Source organism: Marinobacter sp. MBR-105, assembly GCF_053628895.1.
Genome location: NZ_JBRJHG010000001.1, coordinates 130666 through 153775 on the forward strand (window position 1 = coordinate 130666; position 23110 = coordinate 153775).

At 56.9% G+C, this 23110-nt stretch carries 18 protein-coding genes; 1 reads left to right on the forward strand and 17 read right to left on the reverse strand.

From position 1 onward, the window contains the following. Nucleotides 1-14: 14 nt before the first annotated feature. The 16 genes from ACSSVV_RS00670 to leuC all read right to left on the reverse strand — a co-directional run bounded on the left by ACSSVV_RS00670 (nt 15) and on the right by leuC (nt 20699). Nucleotides 15-2615, reverse strand: a complete 2601-nt coding sequence (locus tag ACSSVV_RS00670; protein ID WP_454105371.1) for a DNA translocase FtsK — start codon at nt 2613-2615, stop codon at nt 15-17. A gap of 22 nt (nt 2616-2637) precedes the next feature. Next, a complete protein-coding gene (locus ACSSVV_RS00675; protein WP_454105372.1) occupies nt 2638-3861 on the reverse strand; it encodes an O-succinylhomoserine sulfhydrylase in 1224 nt (407 codons plus the stop codon). Nucleotides 3862-3888: 27 nt separating this feature from the next. Continuing rightward, entirely contained in the window at nt 3889-5412 is a 1524-nt protein-coding gene (gene purF, locus ACSSVV_RS00680; protein WP_014421385.1) for an amidophosphoribosyltransferase, read from the reverse strand. Between the two features lie 34 nt (nt 5413-5446). Beyond that, complete coding sequence (locus ACSSVV_RS00685) at nt 5447-6016, reverse strand: CvpA family protein (RefSeq protein ID WP_014421384.1); 570 nt, start codon at nt 6014-6016, stop codon at nt 5447-5449. Nucleotides 6017-6109: 93 nt separating this feature from the next. Further along, nucleotides 6110-6781: an SPOR domain-containing protein gene (locus tag ACSSVV_RS00690; protein ID WP_014421383.1), complete on the reverse strand. Its 672-nt coding sequence runs from the start codon at nt 6779-6781 to the stop codon at nt 6110-6112. Nucleotides 6782-6873: 92 nt separating this feature from the next. Continuing rightward, on the reverse strand, nt 6874-8196 hold the full coding sequence (gene folC, locus ACSSVV_RS00695; protein ID WP_153739925.1) for a bifunctional tetrahydrofolate synthase/dihydrofolate synthase: 1323 nt from the start codon (nt 8194-8196) through the stop codon (nt 6874-6876). Beyond that, nucleotides 8177-9106, reverse strand: a complete 930-nt coding sequence (accD, locus tag ACSSVV_RS00700; protein ID WP_014421381.1) for an acetyl-CoA carboxylase, carboxyltransferase subunit beta — start codon at nt 9104-9106, stop codon at nt 8177-8179. The genes folC and accD overlap by 20 nt, the downstream gene beginning before the upstream one ends. Nucleotides 9107-9144: 38 nt before the next feature. After that, nucleotides 9145-9957, reverse strand: coding sequence for a tryptophan synthase subunit alpha (gene trpA / locus ACSSVV_RS00705; protein ID WP_222448048.1), 813 nt, complete (start codon nt 9955-9957; stop codon nt 9145-9147). A gap of 17 nt (nt 9958-9974) precedes the next feature. Continuing rightward, nucleotides 9975-11183: a tryptophan synthase subunit beta gene (gene trpB, locus ACSSVV_RS00710; RefSeq protein WP_197536003.1), complete on the reverse strand. Its 1209-nt coding sequence runs from the start codon at nt 11181-11183 to the stop codon at nt 9975-9977. Further along, entirely contained in the window at nt 11176-11805 is a 630-nt protein-coding gene (locus ACSSVV_RS00715; RefSeq protein WP_023010109.1) for a phosphoribosylanthranilate isomerase, read from the reverse strand. The genes trpB and ACSSVV_RS00715 overlap by 8 nt, the downstream gene beginning before the upstream one ends. Then, nucleotides 11802-12710 (reverse strand): tRNA pseudouridine(38-40) synthase TruA, encoded by a 909-nt coding sequence (gene truA / locus ACSSVV_RS00720; protein WP_023010108.1) that lies wholly within the window; start codon nt 12708-12710, stop codon nt 11802-11804. The genes ACSSVV_RS00715 and truA overlap by 4 nt, the downstream gene beginning before the upstream one ends. Nucleotides 12711-12794: 84 nt before the next feature. Continuing rightward, complete coding sequence (locus ACSSVV_RS00725) at nt 12795-15968, reverse strand: FimV/HubP family polar landmark protein (RefSeq protein ID WP_454105373.1); 3174 nt, start codon at nt 15966-15968, stop codon at nt 12795-12797. Between the two features lie 313 nt (nt 15969-16281). Next, entirely contained in the window at nt 16282-17397 is a 1116-nt protein-coding gene (gene asd / locus ACSSVV_RS00730) for an aspartate-semialdehyde dehydrogenase (protein WP_031210539.1), read from the reverse strand. Between the two features lie 126 nt (nt 17398-17523). Then, nucleotides 17524-18597 carry a 3-isopropylmalate dehydrogenase gene (gene leuB, locus ACSSVV_RS00735; protein ID WP_228223558.1) on the reverse strand — a complete coding sequence of 358 codons (1074 nt, stop codon included), beginning with the start codon at nt 18595-18597 and terminating at the stop codon, nt 17524-17526. 18 nt (nt 18598-18615) lie between these two features. After that, nucleotides 18616-19263: a 3-isopropylmalate dehydratase small subunit gene (gene leuD, locus ACSSVV_RS00740; RefSeq protein WP_141066938.1), complete on the reverse strand. Its 648-nt coding sequence runs from the start codon at nt 19261-19263 to the stop codon at nt 18616-18618. A gap of 17 nt (nt 19264-19280) precedes the next feature. Continuing rightward, nucleotides 19281-20699 carry a 3-isopropylmalate dehydratase large subunit gene (gene leuC / locus ACSSVV_RS00745; protein ID WP_454105374.1) on the reverse strand — a complete coding sequence of 473 codons (1419 nt, stop codon included), beginning with the start codon at nt 20697-20699 and terminating at the stop codon, nt 19281-19283. 365 nt (nt 20700-21064) lie between these two features. Here leuC and ACSSVV_RS00750 point away from each other — a divergent pair, with 365 nt between their 5' ends. Next, nucleotides 21065-21952, forward strand: coding sequence for a LysR family transcriptional regulator (locus tag ACSSVV_RS00750; RefSeq protein WP_454105375.1), 888 nt, complete (start codon nt 21065-21067; stop codon nt 21950-21952). On the opposite strand, the gene ACSSVV_RS00755 is transcribed toward ACSSVV_RS00750, so the two are convergent. Continuing rightward, on the reverse strand, nt 21946-23100 hold the full coding sequence (locus tag ACSSVV_RS00755) for an MFS transporter (RefSeq protein ID WP_454105535.1): 1155 nt from the start codon (nt 23098-23100) through the stop codon (nt 21946-21948). The genes ACSSVV_RS00750 and ACSSVV_RS00755 overlap by 7 nt on opposite strands. Between the last annotated feature and the right edge of the window lie 10 nt (nt 23101-23110).

Consider the following 23110-nt stretch of genomic DNA (forward strand, 5'->3'; position numbering starts at 1 on the left):
TCATCTGATAACTCCTAGTCTCTGGGAGGCGGCGGTGCGAGAACTTCTCTGGCACCGTTGTGGCCCGCCGGGCTGACTACCCCCGAAGCTTCCATGGCATCCACCAGATTGGCGGCACGGTTGTAGCCGATCTTGAATTTACGCTGGACCGACGAAATCGACACCCGCCGGTTTTCGGTAACAAAGGCGACAGCTTCGTCAAACAGGGCGTCGCCCTCTTCGCCACCACCGGCGCCGCCCTCGCTAAGCGTGGGCACGCCAGGAAGGTGCTCGCCCTCGGCGCCATTCAGTACATCATCCACGTACTCCGGCTCACCCCGGGCCTTCCAGGCACTGACGACGCGGTGAACTTCGTCATCATCGACAAAGGCACCGTGCACCCGCACCGGTAAACCTGACCCGGGTGGTAGATAAAGCATGTCGCCATGGCCCAGCAACTGCTCTGCACCGCCCTGGTCGAGAACGGTACGGGAGTCGATCTTGGAGGACACCTGGAACGACATCCGGGTGGGAATGTTGGCCTTGATCAGGCCGGTAATCACATCAACGGAGGGCCGTTGGGTTGCCAGAACCAGGTGAATGCCGGCCGCCCTTGCCTTCTGGGCAATCCGGGCAATCAGTTCTTCCACTTTCTTGCCGACAATCATCATCATGTCGGCAAATTCATCGATCACCACCACAATGAACGGCAGTGTATCCAGCTCAGGGCGTTCCTGCTCATCATTGGCCAGGTATTCATCCGGCTTCCAGATTGGATCCAGCAGCGGTTCTCCCTCCGCCCGGGCATCTTTCACCTTCTTGTTGTAGCCGGCAATATTGCGAACCCCCAGGCTGGCCATCAGCCGGTAGCGGCGCTCCATCTCGGCCACACACCAACGCAGGGCATTGGCGGCCTCTTTCATGTCGGTGACTACTGGCGCCAACAGATGCGGGATCCCGTCGTAAATGCTCAGTTCAAGCATCTTCGGGTCAACCATGATGAACCGGACCTCGTCCGGAGTGGCCTTCAGCAACATGCTCAATAACATGGCGTTCACCCCCACCGACTTACCGGAACCGGTGGTGCCGGCGACCAGCAGGTGGGGCATCTTGGCCAGATTGGCAACCATGGGGTTGCCCCCGATATCATTCCCCAGAGCCAACGTCAGTGGAGAGGAAGATTCGGTGAACACTTTGGCACCCAGCACTTCGCTCAGGCGTACAATTTCACGCTCCTCATTGGGAATCTCTATGCCGACCACGGATTTGCCCGGAATCACCTCGACCACCCGCACACTGAGCACGGCCAGGGATCGGGCCAGGTCTTTTGCCAGATTGGAGATCTTGCTGACCTTGACCCCGGGCGCCGGTTTGATCTCAAAGCGGGTAATCACGGGGCCGGGATTAACCTCGACTACCTCAACCGACACCCCGAAATCGCTGAGCTTCTCTTCGAGCAAACGGGACATATGCTCCAGAGACTCTTCCGAATAGCCTCTTTCTTTGTGCTCCTCGGGAGGATCCAGCAATGAAATCGGCGGAATCGGGCTTTCAACGTCTTCCAGCAGAGAGCCCTGGCGGTCATCACCCTTTTTCGGCGCACCGCCCTGCTCTTCTTTCTTGAACGGCGATATTTTCAGGGAACGGGCTTTTGCCTTTTCAGTAGGGGGAGGCGATGGTTCTGCCTTTACATCCCGAGAGCTGAAACTCTCCAGGTGCTCTGGTTCCGCTATGGATGCAGGCAGCCCTTCGATAGCCGGCTCTTTCCGTTCGCGCTGGGGCTCCCGAGCCCTGGTATCCTCCGCGGGTTTTGCACGACGACCAAATATCCGCTGCCACCAGCTCTGCTGGCCTGACTTTCGGTCATTTTTACCCTTCTCGCGAGCCCGGACTTTGTCACGCACAACCGGGGGTTCCGGTTCCGGCTTTGGTGCTTCCGCCCTGGCTGCTGGAGTTCCCTGGCCGGTGGTCTTTTCAGCCTTCTTCCCTGCCCCGGCGAATAGCGATTTGGCGCCCAGGGCAAACTTCAGGGTCAAGCCGCCCACCTGGTCCATCAACCGGAACCAGGAAAGGCCGATCGTCACCGTCAGGGCAAACAGAAAGATGGCAATCAGCAATAGCGTGGTCGCCGGAAGATTAAAAAACCGCACCATGGCTTCAGACACCGCAGTACCCAAAACGCCTCCAGAGGAAGCGCCCAGGCCAAATACGGAGTAGAGAGAAAGCAGGCTAGTGGCAGACAGCAGAATAAGAACAAAACCGCCAAAGCGGACCATGAACAGCGGCCAGTGCATATCCAGCGGTTGATGCCGACGACGAATCAGCATGATGGCGTAACCCGCAACCATCACCGGAAACAGCCAGGACACATGGCCAAAGAAGTCCATGAACAGGCTCGCCAGCCAGGCACCGGTGCGACCTGCGTAATTCTGCACACGGATATCGTGGCCAATGCTGGCCCAGCCAGGGTCAGCCGGATTGAAGGTAAACAAGGCCATGGCGAGATAGATGCACAGCACAATCAGCGCAATAACCGCGCCTTCCCTGGCCCCCTGAGCCATCAGGCGACGAAATCGCTTCTGCTTGTCGGTCAGTTCTGTGGCTACTGCTTTCTTCGCTTTCGCGGATTCCGCCATGAATGCTCAAACCGTCCGGTTGTTAGTCTTTCAACGCCTGGAAACCTCTGTCCAGATCGGTTTTCAGATCCTTGATGGATTCGATACCGACGGACAGACGAATCAGGTTCTCGGTAATGCCTGCCCTCGCCTTGTCCTCGGGAGAGAGGCGTCCATGAGTGGTTGTCGCCGGATGAGTGATGGTGGTTTTCACATCTCCCAGATTGGCGGTGATGGAAATCATCCGGGTCGCGTCAATGAACTTCCACGCCTGTTCCCGACCACCCCTTACCAGGAAGGAGAGCACGCCACCAAAGCCGTCCTGCTGTTTTTTCGCCAGCTCGTGCTGCGGATGGCTCTGCAAGCCTGCATAGTAAACTTTCTCCACACAGTCCTGCTGTTCCAGCCACAAAGCCAACTCTAACGCATTGTCGCAGTGGGCGCGCATACGAATCGGTAAGGTTTCCAGGCCCTTCTGGAACACCCAGGCATTGAACGGACTCATGGTCGGGCCCGCCGAACGGATGAAACCATAAATCTCGTCCAGGTACTTGCACGGCCCAACCACCACGCCACCGACGCAACGGCCCTGGCCGTCGAGATACTTGGTGGCTGAGTGGATAACGATGTCGGCGCCCTGCTCCAGTGGCCGCTGCAGCACAGGTGTGCAGAAGCAGTTGTCGACCACCAGCAAGGCATCGTTTTCGCGCGCGATCGCAGACAAGGCAGCAAGATCCGCCACTTCGCACAGCGGATTGGACGGGGTTTCCAGAAACAGCATCCGGGTGGCGGGACGAACCTCAGCCTTCCACTCATCGGTGTTCGTCAGGCTGACAAAGCTGGTTTCTACGCCAAATCGGGCCATGTACTTCTGAAACAGTACGTTGGTCGTCCCGAACACACCTCGGGAGCAGATCACATGGTCGCCGGATTTCAGCAAAGACATGCAGGTGCTGAGAATCGCAGCCATACCCGAAGCGGTCGCAACACCACGCTCCCCTCCTTCCATGGCGGCAATTCTGGCTTCAAATGCCTGCACGGTCGGGTTGGTAAAGCGGGAGTAGATATTACCGGGCTCTTCACCGCCGAAACGGGCGGCCGCCTGGGCAGCGCTGCCATAGACGAAGCTGGAGGTCGGGAAAATTGCATCGCTGTGTTCGAGCTGCCCGGTACGGATCTGCCCTGCCCGCACGGCCAGGGTATCAACCGACATGCCTTCCAGGTCCGATTCGGGAATCCAAACTTGCTCATCTCGGCCGAACGTCATGGCAGTCTCCTGGCGCAGTTGCGGGTATCAGTCTTCATCGTTGTGCAGGTCAATAATGGCATTATCGGCATTAGCGACCTGGCTGGTTGAGCGCTTCTCGTCTTTGCGAAGATCCTCCAGCCTGGTCAGGTAAGCTTCATCCACGTCGCCGGTAATGTAATCCCCGGTGAATACGGAGCATTCCCACCCATTAATATCTTCGTTGACATCGTTGACACAGGAAATCAGGTCATCCAGGTCCTGATACACCAACCAGTCGGCGCCGATCAGATCCCGAACCTCTTCCACCGTGCGGTCATGGGCAATCAGTTCGCTGGCCGAAGGCATGTCGATGCCGTAAACGTTGGGATAGCGCACAGGGGGCGCAGCCGACGCGAAATAGACATTACGTGCTCCGGCATCCCGGGCCATCTGCACAATTTCCTTACAGGTAGTGCCCCGTACGATGGAATCGTCCACCAGCATGACGTTCTTGCCACGGAATTCCAGGTCAATCGGGTTGAGCTTCTGGCGTACCGATTTCTTACGCATTTTCTGGCCGGGCATGATAAAAGTACGGCCAATGTACCGATTCTTGATAAAGCCTTCGCGATACTTCACGCCCAACTGATGGGCCATTTGCATGGCGGACGTACGACTGGTGTCCGGAATGGGAATGACTACGTCGATATCGTGGTCGGGCCGCTCGCGCAGGACCTTGTCTGCCAGCACCTCGCCCATCCGGAGCCTGGCCTTGTAACAGGAAACGCCGTCCATGATCGAGTCCGGACGGGCAAAATAGACATGTTCAAAAATACACGGATAGAGCTTGGGTGATTCGGCGCACTGTTCTGAATACAGGGTGCCATCGGTTTCAATATAGACAGCCTCGCCCGGAGCAATGTCACGAACGATGCTGAAACCGGCAGCATTGAGGGCGACGCTTTCCGACGCGATCATGTATTCCTTCTGGCCCTCTTCATTTTCCCGGACACCGTAGCAGGCGGGCCGGATACCGTTCGGATCCCGGAAACCGACGATGCCATAACCGGTGATCATGGCGATAACAGCATAGGCGCCTTTGCAACGCTTGTGCACTGCGCGTACAGCGGAAAAAATCTCGTCCTTGGTGGGGTTCAGCTTACCCAGTTTCTGCAGTTCGTGGGCGAACACGTTCAGCAGAACTTCAGAATCCGAGTTGGTGTTGATGTGGCGCAGATCGGTTCGGAACAGATCGCTGCTCAGCTCATCGGCATTGGTCAGGTTGCCGTTGTGCGCCAGGGTAATGCCGTAGGGGCTATTCACATAGAAAGGCTGGGCCTCCGCTGAACTTGAGCTACCCGCCGTGGGATAACGCACATGCCCGATGCCCACGTTACCCACCAACCGGCGCATATGGCGAGTATGGAAAACATCCCGCACCAGTCCATTGTCTTTACGTAAAAAGAATCGGTTGTCCTGGAAGGTAACAATACCCGCCGCATCCTGGCCACGGTGCTGAAGAACAGTCAGTGCATCATAAAGAAGCTGATTGACGTTGGAAGTACTGACGATACCGACAATGCCGCACATGGCTGGATATATCTCCGAGTGTTAAAACTGAATGTTAACGGGATGCAGACGCGGGTTCCACGCCTTCAGGTTCTGCGGACGCCTCCGGGGCTGTCTGAGCGCCCTGCTCCGGACCGAGGAAGCGGGCAAATTCGTCGCCGAGCGTGCGCCTGGACCAATCCTCAACTACCGCAAGGCGTTCAATCATGACCGACGTTCTCCACCAGGTATCCTCGGCCAGCGGCGTGTAGCGCGTGAAGGCAATGGCGACAATCACAACCACAACCCCTCTGAGAAGACCAAACCCCATGCCGAGCACCCTGTCCGTTGCTGACAGGCCGGTCGCACGCACCAGGTGGCCGATCATATTGTTGATGATCGCGCCAACGATCAGGGTGCCAAAGAAAAGGATGGCAAACGCTGCAATCAACCGCACCAGCGGTGTTTCCACCGTGGACTCCAGAAGAGATTGCATCTGGGGGTGAAACGTCCGGGCGATGATAAATGCACCAACCCAGGTAACCAGCGACAGCGCTTCACGGACGAAGCCCCGCTTCAGACTGATAAGCGTGGAGACGGCAATGAGGGCAATGATGACCCAGTCTATCCAGATCAGCGCTTCCATGGAAAACCCGGTGGAGAAAACGAAAGGCGGATTCTAACAGGAAACCGGGTGACACCAAACTGCCGAAGCCAGATTAAATCCGGCAACGGCCAGTTATTTGTCGCCGGTGGTGACCAGGCTGTTCAAGCCGAAGGCTTTATCAAGGGCCGCCTTGGCTTTCTGGGCATCGTCTTTGTTGACGAACGGGCCGCTGAATACCCGGGTCAGGGTGCTATCGCCGCGATCAACCTGTTGCAGGTGGGCGCCGTACCCCATGTCGAGAACCTTGTCCCGCAAACGCCGGGCGTTGTCCTGGTTACCAAAACTGCCAAGCTGCACCACCCACGCACCTTCAAGTGAACCCGTAAACTCGGCCTTATCGCCAGGTTCTGCAGCGCCTGTGGAGGCAGCATCTTGTTTTTCGGCTGGCGCCGCAGGCTCCGGCTCAGCGGAGGATTCTGCCGGTACTGGTTCCACCTGTTGGGAATTTGGCTCCGGGGCGGGCTCCTCCTCGGCAACAGCGTTTTCCTCGATGATCCGGAAACCGGCCGCCGGCTCGTCGTTAACGGGCGGCGCGGAACTCCTGGGTGCCTCTGCGCCGACGGTCTTGTTATCCGGATACTGAGATTCAGGCATCTCAACTTCGGGGAACGGAGGTTCCTCGGGAATGGTGATGGGGGTTGACTGTCTTTGGGAATGGGGCTCGTCAAAAATCATCGGCACGAAAATAACCGCGAGTGAAACCAGCACCAGTGCGCCAATGATCCGCTGCTTCAGTCCATCCACCTGAGAGGGCTCCCGTTAACAACCTGTTTGATCACGATACTAACCGGCCACTCGCCAGAACTCAAAGCTTCCCAGGGGCCTATGGACAAACTTTAAGACGCTTCCGAAGCCGGCAGAAGCTCTTCCCTGGCCAGAGCAACCGTGAAGAACGAACCGAACACCACGACCCGATCACCGGACACTGCCTCGCCCATGGCCGCTGCGAGAGCCTCAGACACAGAATCAAAAACGCCGGGCGTTCCCCGAAATGGCACGCTTGCGATACGCTTCATCAGGCTGTCGGAATCAAGCCCTCTGGCAACATTCAGGCCCGCCAGGTACCACTGATCAACGACGGACGACATGGCACCGACCACACCCTCCACATCCTTGTCTCCCAACGCGCCGTACACAGCCAGGATACGCCCGTGGCCATCACCATCACATCGAAGGCTACGGAGGTTGTCAGCGAGCCAGGCAGCAGCATGGGGGTTGTGACCAACGTCTATAATGACATCCGGATCGTGATGAATGGTTTCAAACCGGCCTGGAACCCGCACGCTATGTATCGCATGCTGAAGGCTTTCCAGTGAAAGCTCCGGTACGAGTTGCCGGGAGAGCACCGCCGCAGCCGCCACACTCTGGACAGGCAAGGGGCCGGCTGGCAACTCTATCTTCTCGTCGCCAATAGTGAGCACAACCTGTCCGGGAGCACCGGGCGCAAGCGTATAATCGCGGCCGGTGAGCTTCAGCGCCACCTTCTGCGCCGCGGCCTGTTGAAGGACCGAGGATGGAGGATTTGGATCCGCACAAACGGCGGGTATACCCGGTCTGAGGATCCCCGCTTTTTCAAAACCAATGACTTCCCGGTTATCCCCCAGAAAACCAATATGATCGATATCTACTGACGTGATCACCGCGTAGTCCGGGTCCAGCACGTTGACTGCATCCAGGCGACCTCCCAACCCGACTTCCAGCACCCAATTCTCAACGCCGGCGTCTGCAAATGCGACAAAAGCGGCCAGCGTTCCGAATTCAAAATAGGTCAGAGTCACCCCGCGGCGAGCCGCCTCCACCCGCTCGAAGGCGGTCACCAGGGCCGCATCGGAAATCTCCTGGCCACCAATCCGAACCCGCTCGTTATAGCGGAACAGATGGGGGGACATATAAGCCCCGGTGCTCCTGCCGGCTGCCAGCAAAATCGACTCAAGTGCCGTAACCGTGGTGCCTTTGCCATTGGTCCCTGCCACGGTAATGATGCGAGCCTGAGGCTTGCGCGGGAACAACCGCCGCAGAACCACCAGTACCCGGTCCAGGCCGAGATCTATTTCTGTGGGATGAATGGCTTCGAGCCAGTGCAGCCATTCTTGAACAGACGCCCCGAGGGCCGGAGGCCCAACGGGGGCTGAGGAGGATTCAGTGCCCTTCTGGTTCATCAACGTCCGGCTTTTCAGTAACTTCAAATTCGATGGGGGCTTCGGTGCCGGGCTTTTCCTGGGCAGTAAACTTGGCCAACAGATGGGCGATGCGCTCACGCATCTGATGACGATGCAGAATCATATCAATCGCACCATGTTCCAGCAGAAATTCGCTGCGCTGGAAACCTTCCGGCAGTTTCTCGCGCACGGTTTGCTCGATAACCCGTGGGCCCGCGAAACCGATCAGAGCGTAAGGTTCAGCAATATTGAGGTCACCCAGCATAGCGAGGCTGGCCGATACACCACCAAAGACCGGATCGGTCATAACCGAAATGTACGGTATGCCTTCCTGCTTGAGCTTCTCCAACACCGCCGCGGTCTTGGCCATCTGCATTAAAGACAGTATGGCTTCCTGCATGCGGGCACCCCCACTGGCGGAAAAGCAGACCAAGGGAATCCGGTGCTCAAGAGCCACATTCGCTGCCTGGACAAACTTCTCGCCAACCACCTGACCCATCGAACCGCCCAGGAAGTTGAACTCGAACGCGCAGGCAACCAAAGGGACACCCATGGTTGTGCCACGCATGGCAATCAGCGCATCTTTTTCGCCGGTCGCTTTCTGCGCCGCCGCGAGTCGGTCCTTGTAGCGCTTGCTGTCTTTGAACTTCAGCCGATCTGACGGTTCGAGGTGAGCTGCCAACTCCTCACGCCCGTCTTTGTCCAGAAAGATATCCAGTCGACGACGTGCAGACACCCGCAGATGGTGATTACACTTGGGGCAAACGTCCAGGTTCTTCTCGAGCTCCGGCTTGTACAGGAATGCGCCGCATTTGGGACATTTCTTCCATAACCCTTCCGGCACTCCGGTACGTTGCCGTGATTCCGAGCGAATCTTGCTCGGCATGATTTTGTCCAGCCAGTTACTCATGCTCTCGTCCTGTCCTTTGATGCCTGGATAATGCCCGCTCAGTGAGCGAGGCCGTCCAGCGCTTCGCGCATCGGGTGCAGCAGATCCGTCAGCGCGTTACGCAAAGCGTCAGGATCTGTCTGATGTCGGGCTATTGTATCGACCAGAACACTGCCAACAATTACACCATCGGATACTCTGCCTACTGCAGCGGCAGTTTCCGCATCCCTGATACCAAAGCCCACACCCACCGGTAACGCCGTGAGCTCGTGCACGTGGGCCACTTTCTTCGCGACTTCATCAACATCAATGGTTGCGGACCCGGTCACGCCCTTGATAGAAACATAGTACACATAGCCGGATGAGTGCTCGCTGATCGCCTTGATCCGGTCATCCGTGGTTGTCGGCGCCAAAAGGAAAACCGGATCCAGATGGCGGTCGGCAAACAGCGGTGCTACCTGATCAGCCTCTTCGGGAGGCAGGTCAACCGTCAGAACGCCATCGACACCTGCGTCCGCTGCCGCATCTGCAAACGCTTCATAGCCCATGGCCTCCATCGGGTTCAGATAACCCATCAGCACCACCGGGGTATCCGGATCGGTCTTGCGGAACTCCTTGACCATCGCCATCACCTGACGCAGCGACGTACCGTGCTTGAGCGCCCTTTCACAGGCCAGCTGAATCACCGGACCATCAGCCATCGGGTCCGAGAACGGCACGCCCAGCTCGATAATATCAGCACCGGCAGAGACCAGGGTATGCATCAGGCTGACCGTCTGATCCGGATGTGGATCGCCCGCTGTAATATAGGGAATCAGCGCCTTGCGGCCCTGCTCTTTCAATGCTTTCAATACGCCTTCAATTCGGCTCATGCCTGCTCCTGATACCTTCAGATCTCAATGCCATCAAGCTGGGCAATGGTGTGAATATCCTTGTCGCCGCGACCGGAGATGTTGATCACCAGCATTTGGTCCTTGTCCATGGTTGCGGCCAGCTTCACGCCATAAGCCACGGCGTGCGCGGTTTCCAGCGCCGGCATAATCCCTTCCACGCGTGTCAGTTTACGGAAGCCATCCAGGGCCTCGTCATCAGTCACTGACACATAATTGGCTCGACCAATGTCTTTCAACCAAGCATGTTCGGGCCCCACTCCGGGATAGTCCAGACCAGCACTAACGGAATGTGTTCCGGCGATCTGGCCATTCTCATCTTCCATCAGGTAGGTCCGGTTACCATGCAGTACTCCGGGGCGACCGGCACAAAGCGGCGCCGCATGTTGTCCGGTTTCAATCCCCAGACCACCGGCTTCAACACCATAAAGCTCCACGGACTCATCCGCCAGGAACGGATAGAACATACCAATGGCGTTAGAACCGCCACCGACGCAGGCCACCAGTGCGTCCGGCAGTTTACCCACTTTTTCCATGGCCTGTTTACGGATTTCTCGCCCAATCACCGACTGGAAATCACGCACCAGTAAAGGATAGGGATGCGGCCCTGCCACAGTGCCGATGATGTAGAAAGTATCATCCACATTCGCGACCCAGTCGCGCATGGCATCATTCATGGCATCCTTAAGGGTTTTCGTACCGCTCTGAACGGCATGGACGGTCGCGCCCAGCAGTTTCATGCGGTATACGTTCAGGGACTGACGCTTGACGTCTTCTGCCCCCATGAATACGTGACATTCAAGGCCCAGACGGGCACAAACCGTGGCGGTGGCTACACCATGTTGACCGGCGCCAGTTTCTGCAATGATGCGCTTCTTGCCCAGAAAACTGGCCAGCAGGGCCTGGCCAATGGTGTTATTCACCTTATGGGCACCGGTGTGGTTGAGGTCTTCGCGCTTGAGCCAGATTTGTGCGCCACCGGCTTCCCGAGTCAGGCGCTCTGCGAAATACAGCGGGCTGGGACGGCCAACATAATCGGCGAGGTCATTATCAAAAGTCGCCTGGAATTCCGGATCCTCCTTCAACCGAAGGTACTCCTTTTCCAGGGTCATCAGAGAATCCATCAGGGTTTCTGAAACAAACCGTCCACCAAAGGCACCGAAGTGACCTCTCGCATCAGGAAGCGCCTTCAACATTTCTTCAGTCAGTTTTACAGACACGGTGAACCTCTTTGAAAAATTGAGACAATTTGGTGGCGTCTTTCTTACCCTTGCTCTCTTCCACCCCACCGCTGACGTCAACAGCCCAGGGGCGTACCTGCTCAATCGCGCGGGCTACGTTATCAGATGACAACCCACCGGCCAATATCAGGGGCAAGGGCCTGCTTTCAGGAATCAGTGACCAGTTGAACGACTGGCCGGTACCGCCATAGCGGTTTGGATCCCAGGCGTCCACCAACAAACCGGACGCCTGATGATAATCGGCAAACGCCTGTTCGATCTGTCCGGGCTCACGCACCCTGACGGCCTTGATCCAGCGCCGGCCAAAAGACTGGCAGAACTCCGGACTCTCATCGCCATGGAACTGCAGGAGATCCAGTGGCACAGCATCCAGAACTGCTTCGACATAATCCCGCTCAGGATTCACGAACAGTCCAGTAACCGCCACGAACGCAGGAACCTTGGCGGCCAGGATTCGGGCCTGCTCCAGATCGACCGCTCTAGGGCTCGGCGCATAAAACACCAGACCTATGGCATCGGCGCCACAGGCTACCGCGGCTTCCACATCCTGCGGGCGCGTCAGGCCACATATTTTTACGCGGGCTGTCATGCAGGAGCCTTTCCCTGTTTCGGGTGTATGTGAGTTGGTGTGATCGGCGCGTTGCTGGCCGGGTCAAACCAGGGAGTAACGAACGCCGGTCCACACAATGCCTTGGGAATCCCGAAGGACTCAGGATAACCGACATCCACCAGGTAGAGCCCGTAAGGAGGGGCGGTCACACCGGCAAGTTTGCGATCACGGCGTTCCAGAATATCACCAATCCAGCCTTCAGGCTGCTGACCATTACCAACCGCCATCAAGGCACCGGCAATATTGCGTACCATATGATGAAGAAAGGCGTTGGCCTGCACATCTATTACGACAAACTCTCCGCATCGGGTTACCGAAATCTGCTCCAGAAACCGAACCGGAGTCCGGGACTGGCAACCGGCAGCGCGAAATGAGGAGAAGTCATGCTCGCCGACCAGTGCCTGGGCTGCACGATGCATTCTTTCGGCATCCAACGGACGAAAGGTCCAGGACACCTGTCCACGCTGGATCCCCGGGCGCACCGGATGATTGTAGATCACATACCGGTAACGTCGGTAAATCGCGGAAAACCTGGCGTGAAAATCGCCCTGGCCGTTCCCTGCCCAGTGCACAGAAATGTCATCAGGCAATGCCGTGTTCATTCCCATGACCCAGGAACGAAGGTTTCGAACCGATGGCGTGTCAAAATGGGCTACCTGAAAACTGGCATGCACGCCGGCGTCGGTGCGGCCTGCACACACCAGGTCGACCGGATGGTCGGCAACGCGGGCCGCGGCCCGGGAAAGTTCTGCCTCCACCGAACGCACGCCACTCTTCTGCAATTGCCAGCCATGAAAGGCCTGACCGTCGTACTCAAAGATGATGGCAACCCGTCCATTACCAATGGCGTTATCTGTGGTGAGAGGCTGAGGCGTGAGGAACAAGTGCTGACCCGATTGCTGTCCACTGAAAAAGCAAAACGCCGGCTCAATGGCCGGCGCTTGCCGCGGTTAGTTGATTATAACGAATCAGGAGAGATTTTTAAGAAGCTCTTGTGCTTCTGCCTTCTGTTCTTCGCTACCCTCAAGAGCAACTTCCTCCAGAATATCCCTGGCACCGTCGCTGTCACCCATTTCGATGTAGGCCCGTGCAAGATCAAGTTTGGTGGCGGCTTCATCGGTACCGGCGAGGAAATCAAAGTCATCCTCGTCGTCCAGAGCGCTCTCATCAATATCCAACCCGCTATCACTGCGAGTGGAGCCTTCATCGAGTGAGTCTGACGCCACAGGCACTACTTCGTCCTCCAGCTCTTCAGGAGCCGGTTCGGCCTCAGCAACCTCTTCTGTCTGCTCCGCCAGCTCTTCCGGATTCTGCTGGTCAACGCCCGGCTCATCACCCTCGGATTCGCTGAGCGCATCTTCCAGCCCAAGCTCATCTTCCAGGGATGGTTCGTCTTCCTGAGGACCTGCAGGCTCTCCGTTATCAGAGAACTCTTCCATCAGCGCCAGATCTTCATCAGACACATCCAGCTCCAGGTCATCCAGATCAGATTCGCCGAGCTCCAGTTCAGAGGGGTCTTCATCCTCGCCGGCAACCTTATCCAGCTCCGCATCAAGCTCGTCCAGGAAGGACTCGTCAAGCGAATCAGACTCCAGGTCCAGATCCGATACCTCGGTGTCCTCCGGCTTAACTGGCTCTTCTTCCGTCGGCTCAAGGTCGTCATCAAGATCGAAGCCCAGCTCAAGATCGTCTTCCTGATCCGAAACGGTACCAGACTGATCCGCCTCAACCGGCTCCGCTTCATCGGTTTCTAAGGAGGGCTCATCTGAACCGGCGAGTGCGTCGTCTTCAAAGGCCGACTCGAAATCCAGACTGAAGTCCTCTTCTTTGGATTCGGAAGTCCCGGTTGCCTCATCCAGACCGGAATCCAGATCAAGTGAAGCGTAATCAGTTTCGGTGGCGGACTCGTCTTCAGACTCCGGTTCTTCACCAATGCCGGACAGATCGTACTCAATCATGTCATCCCGGCCATCGGATTCTTTGCTGACATCGGATTCCAGCTCACCGAACTCGTTTTCATCAGCGGGCTCTGAAGTGGCTTCAAATTCGTCAGCTTTCAGCTCGTCAGAGATATCCCAGTCATCCGAAGCATGCTCGGTGGCCGGCTCTTGCTCTGGCTGACTGCCAAACGAATCCGAGCGCAGTTGGGATTCAAGGTCGTCGATGCTGGGCATCGCTTCAGCTTCAGCAAGGCGCTCCCGGAGGGATTCAGCTTCCTGGATAGCTGCCTCATCATCCAGCGCTTCAACTTCACGGTACTGCTTTTCAAACGCGTCGCGGTCCTGATTGTCCGCATACACAGACAACAGCTTCAGGCGCAGATCAGTACGGCTGGGCTCACGTGAAATGGCGTTCTCGAGCACCTGGGCTGCCTGATCGTGACGACCGTAAGCAACATAGGTTTCTGCTTCGGCAATGGCATCACCGGCTTCCGCTTCTGCCTCATCCTCATCTTCGAGACTGAGGTCGAACGAATCACCGCCTTCGCCTTCATCACTGTTCAACTGGTCGTAGAATTCTTTTTCGCGATTGGCATTGCGTCGTGCCACGAGCAACAACAACAGAAGCAGAAGGATAAGACCACCACCGAGGGCAATCTGATACATCGGATTGTTCAGAATACCGTCAATAATGTTACCCGGAAATGCCTTTTCAGGCGCCGTTACTGGTTGCAGCGGCTTTGGCTGCTGGGCCTGGGGGACGGCCGCTGGCTCAGGTTCAGATGATGATTCCTGCTCGGTAACCGCAGGCTGCTCTGCCACCACCTCATCCGCAGCGCCCGCGTCGACATCACCACCAAACGGCTCTTCACCTGCAATATCAGCTTCGTCCGGGGCCATGGCGCTATCTTCTTCCGCCATCGCTGTGTCGGCCGATTCACCATCAGCGGCTTCATCAGACTGGCCGTCTGATACCGGTTCTTCGCCGGTGCCGGCACCCAGATCACCTTCTACAGGTGTGGTCGCCGGTTCAGCGTCAGACTCGGTCACGCCAGTGTCGGTCGGGGCCGGAGACTCTTCCTCCGACACCATACCCTGCATGTCCGCCAGTTGGCTGTTCTTCAGCTCCAGCAACCGCTGCAGGGTCTCAACCTGATCCTGCAGATCCTGGACACGGGTATTGAGCTCGTCATTTTCGCGTTTTGCGGCTTCCAGCTCTTCCAACGCAACTGCGGAACCGGCATCAACACCGCCAGGCAGATCACCGTCACCACCGGCAGAACCACCGTCTTCGGTAGACCGGGATTCCGATTCATCGGCAACCAGCAGGCGCAACTCATCACCCGCTGCCGCCTGAGTAGCACCCTGGACTGCTGCGGCCCGGGCGGTATCCGTTGCATCAACGGTTCTCGGAGACTGGAATTCCTGGTTCTGCTGTGCAACTACCCGGTTGGCTTCAGCGCGGCTACGGCTCCGAATCTGATCCAGAGAGGGAATCCGCAACACCTCACCACGCTTCAGGCGGTTAATATTCCCGCCAATGAACGCGTTAGGATTCTGATCCTGAATCGCGAGCATAACCTGCTGCATGGAAACCGAACCATCCGGACGTACCTGCTGGGCAATGGTCCAGAGTGTGTCGGATGGCCCTGTCGGACCAAACGTATCTGCCTGATAGCCACGCGACACGGAGCCTTCTGCTGCCGCCTGGCGGCGGACAGATTCCTGGCTGCGCGCCGGCTGCTGTCTGGTGGCTGTCGTGGCCGGAGCACTGACTTGCTCCTCAATACCAGATTCCTCGGCGTAGACCGGAGGATCGACCAGCACGGCATATTCCCGCATCAGGCGACCATTGGGCCAGGTCAGCTCGAGGAGGAAATTCAGATACGGCTCGCGTACCGGCGCCCGGGAGGAAACATTGATGGCCAGATTGCCATCCGTCCCGGTAACCACTTCAAACCTTAATTGACTCAGAAACTGGTGGCGGTCCAGGCCGACGCGCTCATAGGCGGCCTCCGGTGCCACATTGACGAACACTTCACCGGGATCAACACCGCGACTCTGATTCAGTGATATTTCTGCATCCAGTGGCTCGTTCAGCCAGGACTGGAGCTCAATTTCTCCAAGTCCAAGCGCCTGAGCCATTCCAGAGCCGAGCCCTCCCGCCAGCGCCAGGGCAACCGCAAGCTTGCGTACCTTCATGCTTATTCCTTTCCAGTCTCCGTTATTCTTTACTGCCGTATCTCAACAGAATCGGACGAGGTTGGATGACTTTCGCCTTGTTATTTCTCGTTTTTATATCGCAATTATACCGTTCGGTTTGGCAAGTATTGTTGATAAAACCCGTTTTATCAATCAATCAGCTGCAATCCTTGCACCGTTTTTTTATCTATCGGGCGGAACTCCTTAGCGCCCTTGAAAATAACAGGGGCGGACGCTGAAATCAGCCTCCGCCCCTGACCGGCTTGCAAAAAACCGGACACAGTTGGCATTAATTACCGCTGTGTAACACTTTTTAACGTTCCTGAAGGATTCGCAGCATCCGACGCAGCGGTTCTGCAGCACCCCACAGCAACTGGTCACCCACTGTGAAAGCGGAAATGTATTCTGGCCCCATAGACAACTTGCGAATACGACCAATCGGAATGCTCAATGTGCCGGTCACTTTCGCCGGAGTGAGCTCCTGCATGGTGGCATCGCGATCATTGGGAATGACCTTTACCCAGTCGTTGGCCTTGGCCAGAATGCCTTCAATTTCGGAAACTGACAGGTCTTTCTTCAGCTTGATGGTCAGCGCCTGACTATGGGAACGCATGGCGCCAATGCGCACACAGATACCATCGATAGGGATCGGATTGTCACTACGACCCAGAATCTTGTTGGTCTCGACGCCCGCTTTCCACTCTTCCTTGCTCATGCCGTTATCGAGCTGCTTGTCGATAAACGGAATCAGACTGCCCGCCAGCGGCACACCGAAATGCTCGGTAGGGAAATCGCCGGAACGCATGGTATCGGTCACCTTGCGATCGATTTCGAGGATGGCGGAAGACGGATCAGCCAGCTCAGATTTGACGCTCTCATTCAGCGTGCCCATCTGATTCAACAGCTCCCGCATATTCTGGGCACCAGAGCCGGACGCTGCCTGGTAAGTCATCGGAGACACCCACTCGATCAGATCCTGCTCCAGCAGGCCACCCAGGGCCAGCATCATCAGGCTCACGGTGCAGTTACCGCCGATATAATCCTTTACGCCCTTATCCAGGGCCGCATCGATCACGTTACGGTTAACCGGATCCAGCACGATCACAGAGTGATCGACCATACGCAGGGTGGATGCCGCATCAATCCAGTAACCGTCCCAGCCTGCATCACGCAGCTTCTGGTAAACCTCGGTGGTGTAATCGCCGCCCTGACAGGTAACGATCACATCCATTCCCTTGAGGATGTCGATATCAAACGCGTCCTGCAGTGGTGGAACGCCGTCTTTGCCTACGTCCGGGGCCGGCTTCCCTGCCTGGGAAGTGGTAAAAAACACCGGATCGATGTCGGCAAAATCATTTTCTTCGCGCATGCGCTGCATGAGGACCGAGCCCACCATGCCACGCCAACCTACAAGTCCAACTCGCTTCATGTGCGACCTTTGAACCTCGTTTTATGCCCACCCTCTACCGTTATCGCTGGCAGGGACAGGATGGATGATCCCGCAACGGCTGCATCCTGCCGTTGTCGGGTCTCGATTAAGTAAACCAGTGGTGCGTTAAAGCGCGTTCAGAACCGCTTCACCCATGTCGCGGGTAGATACCTTCTGACCGCCTTCCGACATAATGTCGGCGGTACGCAGCCCCTGGTCCAGCACCTTGCTGACCGCCGCCTCGATGGCCAGGGCAGCTTTCTCCTCATTCAGGCTGTAACGCAACATCATTGCAGCACTGAGGATGGTAGCCAGCGGGTTGGCAATGCCCTGCCCGGCAATATCCGGCGCCGAGCCGTGACACGGCTCATACATACCCTGCTTGTCGGAATTCAGTGACGCTGAGGGAAGCATGCCGATAGAACCGGTGAGCATTGCCGCTTCGTCAGAAAGAATATCACCAAACATGTTGCCAGTCACAATCACGTCGAATTGCTTCGGCGCACGGACCAGCTGCATGGCAGCGTTATCCACGTACATATGGGAAAGCTCCACATCAGGATATTCCCGCTTAAGGTCTTCCATGATTTCCCGCCACAGCACGGTCACTTCCAGCACGTTGGCCTTGTCAACCGAACACAACTTCTTGCCCCGCTGCTGGGCCGCCTCAAAGGCAACCCGTCCAATACGCCGAATCTCGGACTCGGTGTACTGGTAGGTGTTGTAGCCCTGGCGCTCACCGCTTTCCAGTTCACGCACGCCGCGAGGCTGACCAAAATAGATACCACCGGTCAGCTCGCGCACGATCAGAATATCCAGCCCTGAAACCACTTCCGGTTTGAGAGACGAGGCAGACGCCAGCTGCGGATACAGAATGGCCGGACGCAGGTTGGCGAACAGCTCAAGATTGGAGCGAAGCCCCAGCAGCCCCTTCTCCGGACGCTTCGCCATCGGCAGACTGTCCCACTTAGGGCCGCCTACGGCCCCCAGCAGAATCGCGTCAGCCTTACGGGCCTTCTCCAGGGTTTCTTCAGGCAGCGGTGTGTCTGTTTCATCAATCGCCGCACCACCAACGAGAGCAGACTCAAAACCAAGACCCAGACCGAACTGGTCATTCACCTTATGCAGAACCTTCTCCGCTTCTGCCACAATCTCCGGACCAATGCCGTCGCCCGGCAGGAGCAATACATTACGGGACATAATCCAATTCCTTGTTAATCAGTTTCCAGTATTAAACAACCAGGGAGCGGTCTTGCGCCGGGATTCTTCATAAGCGCGAATGGTATCCGCATCTTCCAGAGTCACGCCAATGTCGTCCAGACCGTTCAGCAGGCAATGACGACGGAAATCGTCCACCTCAAAACTGAACGACTCGCCACCGGGCGTCGTCACCGTTTTCGATTCGAGATCGACCGTCAGCTGATAGCCTTCATTCTCTTCGGTTTCCCGGAACAGCTTATCAACCACTTTTTCATCTAAAACAATGGGTAAAAGTCCATTCTTAAAGCAGTTGTTGTAGAAAATATCAGCAAAACTCGGAGCAATAATCACCCGGAAACCGAAATCATCCAGCGCCCATGGCGCGTGCTCACGACTCGAACCACAGCCAAAATTGGTCCGCGCCAGCAACACGCTGGCGTTTTTGTAGCGATCCTGGTTCAGCACAAAGTCCGGATTCAGGGGGCGGTTGGAGCAATCCTGATCCGGCTTGCCTTCATCCAGATAACGCAGCTCATCGAACAGGTTCGGGCCAAAGCCCGTGCGCTTGATGGACTTCAAAAACTGCTTGGGAATGATCATGTCCGTGTCCACATTGGAACGGTCCATGGGGGCAACAATGCCCTGGTGTTGCGTAAATGCTCGCATGGTCTCTCTCCTGTGGCTCAGTTCATCAATTCACGGACATCAACGAAGTGGCCAGTCACCGCTGCCGCGGCGGCCATAGCCGGGCTCACCAGGTGAGTCCGCCCACCAAAGCCCTGACGACCTTCGAAGTTCCGGTTGGAGGTAGACGCGCAATGCTCGCCCTGCCCCAACTTGTCGGCGTTCATAGCCAGACACATGGAACAACCCGGATCACGCCACTCCAGACCCGCCTCGATAAAGACCTTGTCGAGACCTTCCTGCTCCGCCTGGGCTTTTACCAGACCGGAACCCGGAACCACCATCGCCTGCTTGAGGCTGGCAGCCACCTTACGGCCCTTAACCACCGCCGCAGCTTCCCGCAGATCCTCAATTCGGCTGTTGGTGCAGGAACCGATAAACACGCGATCCAGCTTGATATCGGTAATCTTCTGATTCGGCTGAAGGCCCATGTACTTCAACGCGCGGACGATCCCCTCGCGCTTGATGGGATCCTCTTCCTTCGCAGGATCCGGCACCGCGCCCTCTACACCAACCACCATCTCCGGCGACGTGCCCCAGCTCACCTGAGGCTGAATGGCGGAACCATCAAGCTCAACCACTTTGTCGAACACCGCATCATCGTCGCTGTGGAGCGTGCGCCAATATTCAACCGCCTTGTCCCAGGTCTCACCCCTGGGCGAAAACGGACGACCTTTGACATACTCGATGGTGGTGTCATCCACTGCCACCATACCCACCCGGGCACCGGCTTCGATGGACATATTACAAATGGTCATTCGGCCTTCCATGCTCAAACCACGGATCGCCTCGCCACCAAATTCAATGGCGTAACCGGTACCACCGGCGGTACCAATCTTGCCGATGATCGCCAGAACCACATCCTTGCCGGTAACACCCGCGCCCAGCTTACCGTTCACCTTTACCAGCATGTTCTTCATCTTCTTCTGGACCAGGCACTGGGTCGCCAGAACATGCTCCACTTCAGACGTGCCGATACCATGAGCCAGACAGCCAAAAGCGCCGTGAGTAGAAGTATGAGAATCACCACAGACAATGCTCATGCCCGGCAACGTCGCACCCTGCTCCGGCCCAATCACGTGCACGATACCCTGGCGCTGATCCTTGATCTTGAACTCGAGAATCCCGAATTCGTCACAGTTCTTGTCCAGCGTCTCCACCTGGGTGCGGGACACCGGGTCCACAATACCGTCGATGCCTTTGTCACGATCCGTAGTCGGTACGTTATGATCCGGCGTGGCGATGTTGGCATCAATCCGCCAAGGCTTACGGCCGGCCAGACGAAGGCCTTCAAAGGCCTGAGGTGATGTCACTTCGTGCAACAATTGACGATCAATGTAAATCAACGCGGAACCATCGTCCCGCTGCTTGACCAAATGGTCGTCCCACAATTTGTCGTATAAAGTCTTGCCCGCCATGATTCTCTCTCACTCTCTGGGGGTTTCTGTTTCTGCTTCGAATGGTGACATCATACCCCTGCGTCACGAATAACTTCAATTCATGTTTTTTATGACTTGCATTCCAACCAGGAATCAAAAATAGTAGAGCCATACTTCGGCGCAGGTCACGAACGGGCGGGTAAGGCCCCATACGCTCTGCGCGCCTGCTGGCATTTGTCACCAGACGGCATACTGTGATTACCGATAGCGGGTTTGGGTGGCCTCTCCCGAAAATGTCGGAGGCCATGGATGGCCGGAGAGAAGCGCACATGGATGTGCTTGTAGCGGTTTTCGGGAGAGGCCACCCAAAGCCGCGCTCACACCAACGTCAAAGGTTCTGCCCAATGGACGCAAACTCCCTGAAAGCATTCCTGACAATCGTCGACCAAGGCTCCTTCTCAGAAGCCGCTGAAACCCTACACCTGACACAGCCAGCCATCAGCAAACGCCTGGCCGCCCTGGAAACCCAACTGGACACCCGACTGATCGACCGCAGCAACCGGGAAATCCGCCTGACCGAAGCCGGCACAAGACTCCTCCCCCATGCCCGCAAAATCCTCGACGAAATCCACAACGCCCGCATGGCCCTGACCACCAGCGCCGACAGCATCGGAGGCGAACTCCACGCCATCGCCAGCCACCACATCGGCCTGCACCACCTGCCCAACTGGCTGCGCCGCTACCGCCGGGAATACCCTCAAGTAGATCTGCATCTGCAATTCATGGAGTCCGATGCCGCCTACGACCAGATGAACAAACGCAACGCAGAACTGGCCTTTGTGACCCTCAGCGACAGCATGAATCCGGAATTCTCCATCCTTGCCCAGTGGCCAGACCCAATGGCCTTCGTGGTTGGGAAAGAACACCCTCTCGCAACACTGGCGAGCCCTTCACTTTCTGACCTCGCTCCACACCCGGCGCTGCTACCGGATACCAGTACCGCCACCTACCGGGTGGTCAGCCGTCTGTTTCTGGAAGCCAACCTCACCCTGAGACCCCTGATGCCAACTAACTACCTGGAAACCATCAAAATGATGGTAAGCGTTGGCCTTGGGTGGAGCATTTTGCCGGTCAGCATGCTCGATAACAGCCTGAAAGTGCTTGAAGTGCCCCACCCTGTTACCCGGGTTCTGGGTGCCGTGGCGCTCTCCCGCCGACAACTGGGTAGTGCCGCGCAGGCATTGCTGCAGATAGTAGAAGAGGAAGAAACGCGACCAGAGTCCAGTCAATGATCGTGCTGGAGCTGAGGTGGCGGCTGCAAACCCCGCCAGGTTACGATAATCGCAAGGGCCATCGCGGCGGCACCACCCCAGAACGCCGCGGAGGTACTGAAACCATCCACCAGGAAACCGGATAACCATGCACCGAGCGCCCCGCCGGCGCCAAAGGTCAGGCCACTGTAAAGAGCCTGACCCTGGCCATGATGGTGCTTACCGAAAAAGCCCTGAATGTATTGGACGGATACTGCATGCAATGCGCCGTAAGAAGCCGCATGCAACAGTTGGGCAAAGATCAGCACCGGCAATACCGACGTAAGCTCGGCAATCAGGCCCCAGCGGATCATCGTCAGCACCAGTGCCCCCAGCACCACCTGCCGTACACTAAAACGCCGGGATAGCCTGTGCATAATCAGAAACAAGCCTATCTCTGCGATGACTCCGAGTGACCACAGCAACCCGATAGCCAGCTTGCCGTATCCATGCTGTTCCAGGTGGATACTGAAGAAGGTGTAGTAGGCACCATGTGATACCTGAAGCAGAAAATTCATCGCGAAAAAAGCAATCACAGCCGGATGAGTGACAATTGCTTTCAGGCTACCGACAGGTGCAGATTGCTTCTTGCGCTCACCACGCTCGGAAGGTACCAGAAATGCCGAGACGGCAATCCCTGCGAATACCGGCAATAACAGCCACGGCAAGTACTGAATCTCCACCAGTTCCAGTAGCCCGCCGATCAGAGCCACTGCTCCGATAAATCCTACAGAGCCCCAAAGACGAACCTTGCCGTACTTGTCCCGGTGCTTGCCGAGTACCCGCAGGGTAATGACTTCATACAGCGGCAAAATGGCGTTCCAGAAAAAGGTGAACACCAGCATGACCAGCAACAGACCGTAGAATCCGGGTTCCAGAAACACGCCGGCGAAAAACAGCGAGCCGAAAATAGCACCAAATCGCACCAGGCGGACCCGCTGGCCGGTCCGGTCACCGATGTAACCCCAAACGCTGGGTGCAACGATCTTGGTTAGCTGGATGGTCGCCATCAATGTGGCGATCTGGAGATAGGAGTAGCCCTGCCCCTCAAGATAGAGGGACCAATAGGGCAAAAGCCCTCCAAGGAGGGCGAAAAACCAGAAATAGAGGTTCGACAGCCGCCAGTAGATGGTAGCGCCT

Coding starts and splice junctions, on each gene's coding strand:
- ACSSVV_RS00715 (WP_023010109.1), bottom strand. CDS start 11,805: ATGACAGCCCGCGTAAAAATATGTGGCCTGACGCGCCCGCAGGATGTG.
- asd (WP_031210539.1), bottom strand. CDS start 17,397: ATGAAGCGAGTTGGACTTGTAGGTTGGCGTGGCATGGTGGGCTCGGTC.
- leuB (WP_228223558.1), bottom strand. CDS start 18,597: ATGTCCCGTAATGTATTGCTCCTGCCGGGCGACGGCATTGGTCCGGAG.
- folC (WP_153739925.1), bottom strand. CDS start 8,196: ATGAACCAGAAGGGCACTGAATCCTCCTCAGCCCCCGTTGGGCCTCCG.
- leuD (WP_141066938.1), bottom strand. CDS start 19,263: ATGCGAGCATTTACGCAACACCAGGGCATTGTTGCCCCCATGGACCGT.
- ACSSVV_RS00670 (WP_454105371.1), bottom strand. CDS start 2,615: ATGGCGGAATCCGCGAAAGCGAAGAAAGCAGTAGCCACAGAACTGACC.
- ACSSVV_RS00725 (WP_454105373.1), bottom strand. CDS start 15,968: ATGAAGGTACGCAAGCTTGCGGTTGCCCTGGCGCTGGCGGGAGGGCTC.
- trpA (WP_222448048.1), bottom strand. CDS start 9,957: ATGAGCCGAATTGAAGGCGTATTGAAAGCATTGAAAGAGCAGGGCCGC.
- ACSSVV_RS00685 (WP_014421384.1), bottom strand. CDS start 6,016: ATGGAAGCGCTGATCTGGATAGACTGGGTCATCATTGCCCTCATTGCC.
- purF (WP_014421385.1), bottom strand. CDS start 5,412: ATGTGCGGCATTGTCGGTATCGTCAGTACTTCCAACGTCAATCAGCTT.
- ACSSVV_RS00750 (WP_454105375.1), top strand. CDS start 21,065: ATGGACGCAAACTCCCTGAAAGCATTCCTGACAATCGTCGACCAAGGC.
- ACSSVV_RS00675 (WP_454105372.1), bottom strand. CDS start 3,861: ATGACGTTCGGCCGAGATGAGCAAGTTTGGATTCCCGAATCGGACCTG.
- accD (WP_014421381.1), bottom strand. CDS start 9,106: ATGAGTAACTGGCTGGACAAAATCATGCCGAGCAAGATTCGCTCGGAA.
- leuC (WP_454105374.1), bottom strand. CDS start 20,699: ATGGCGGGCAAGACTTTATACGACAAATTGTGGGACGACCATTTGGTC.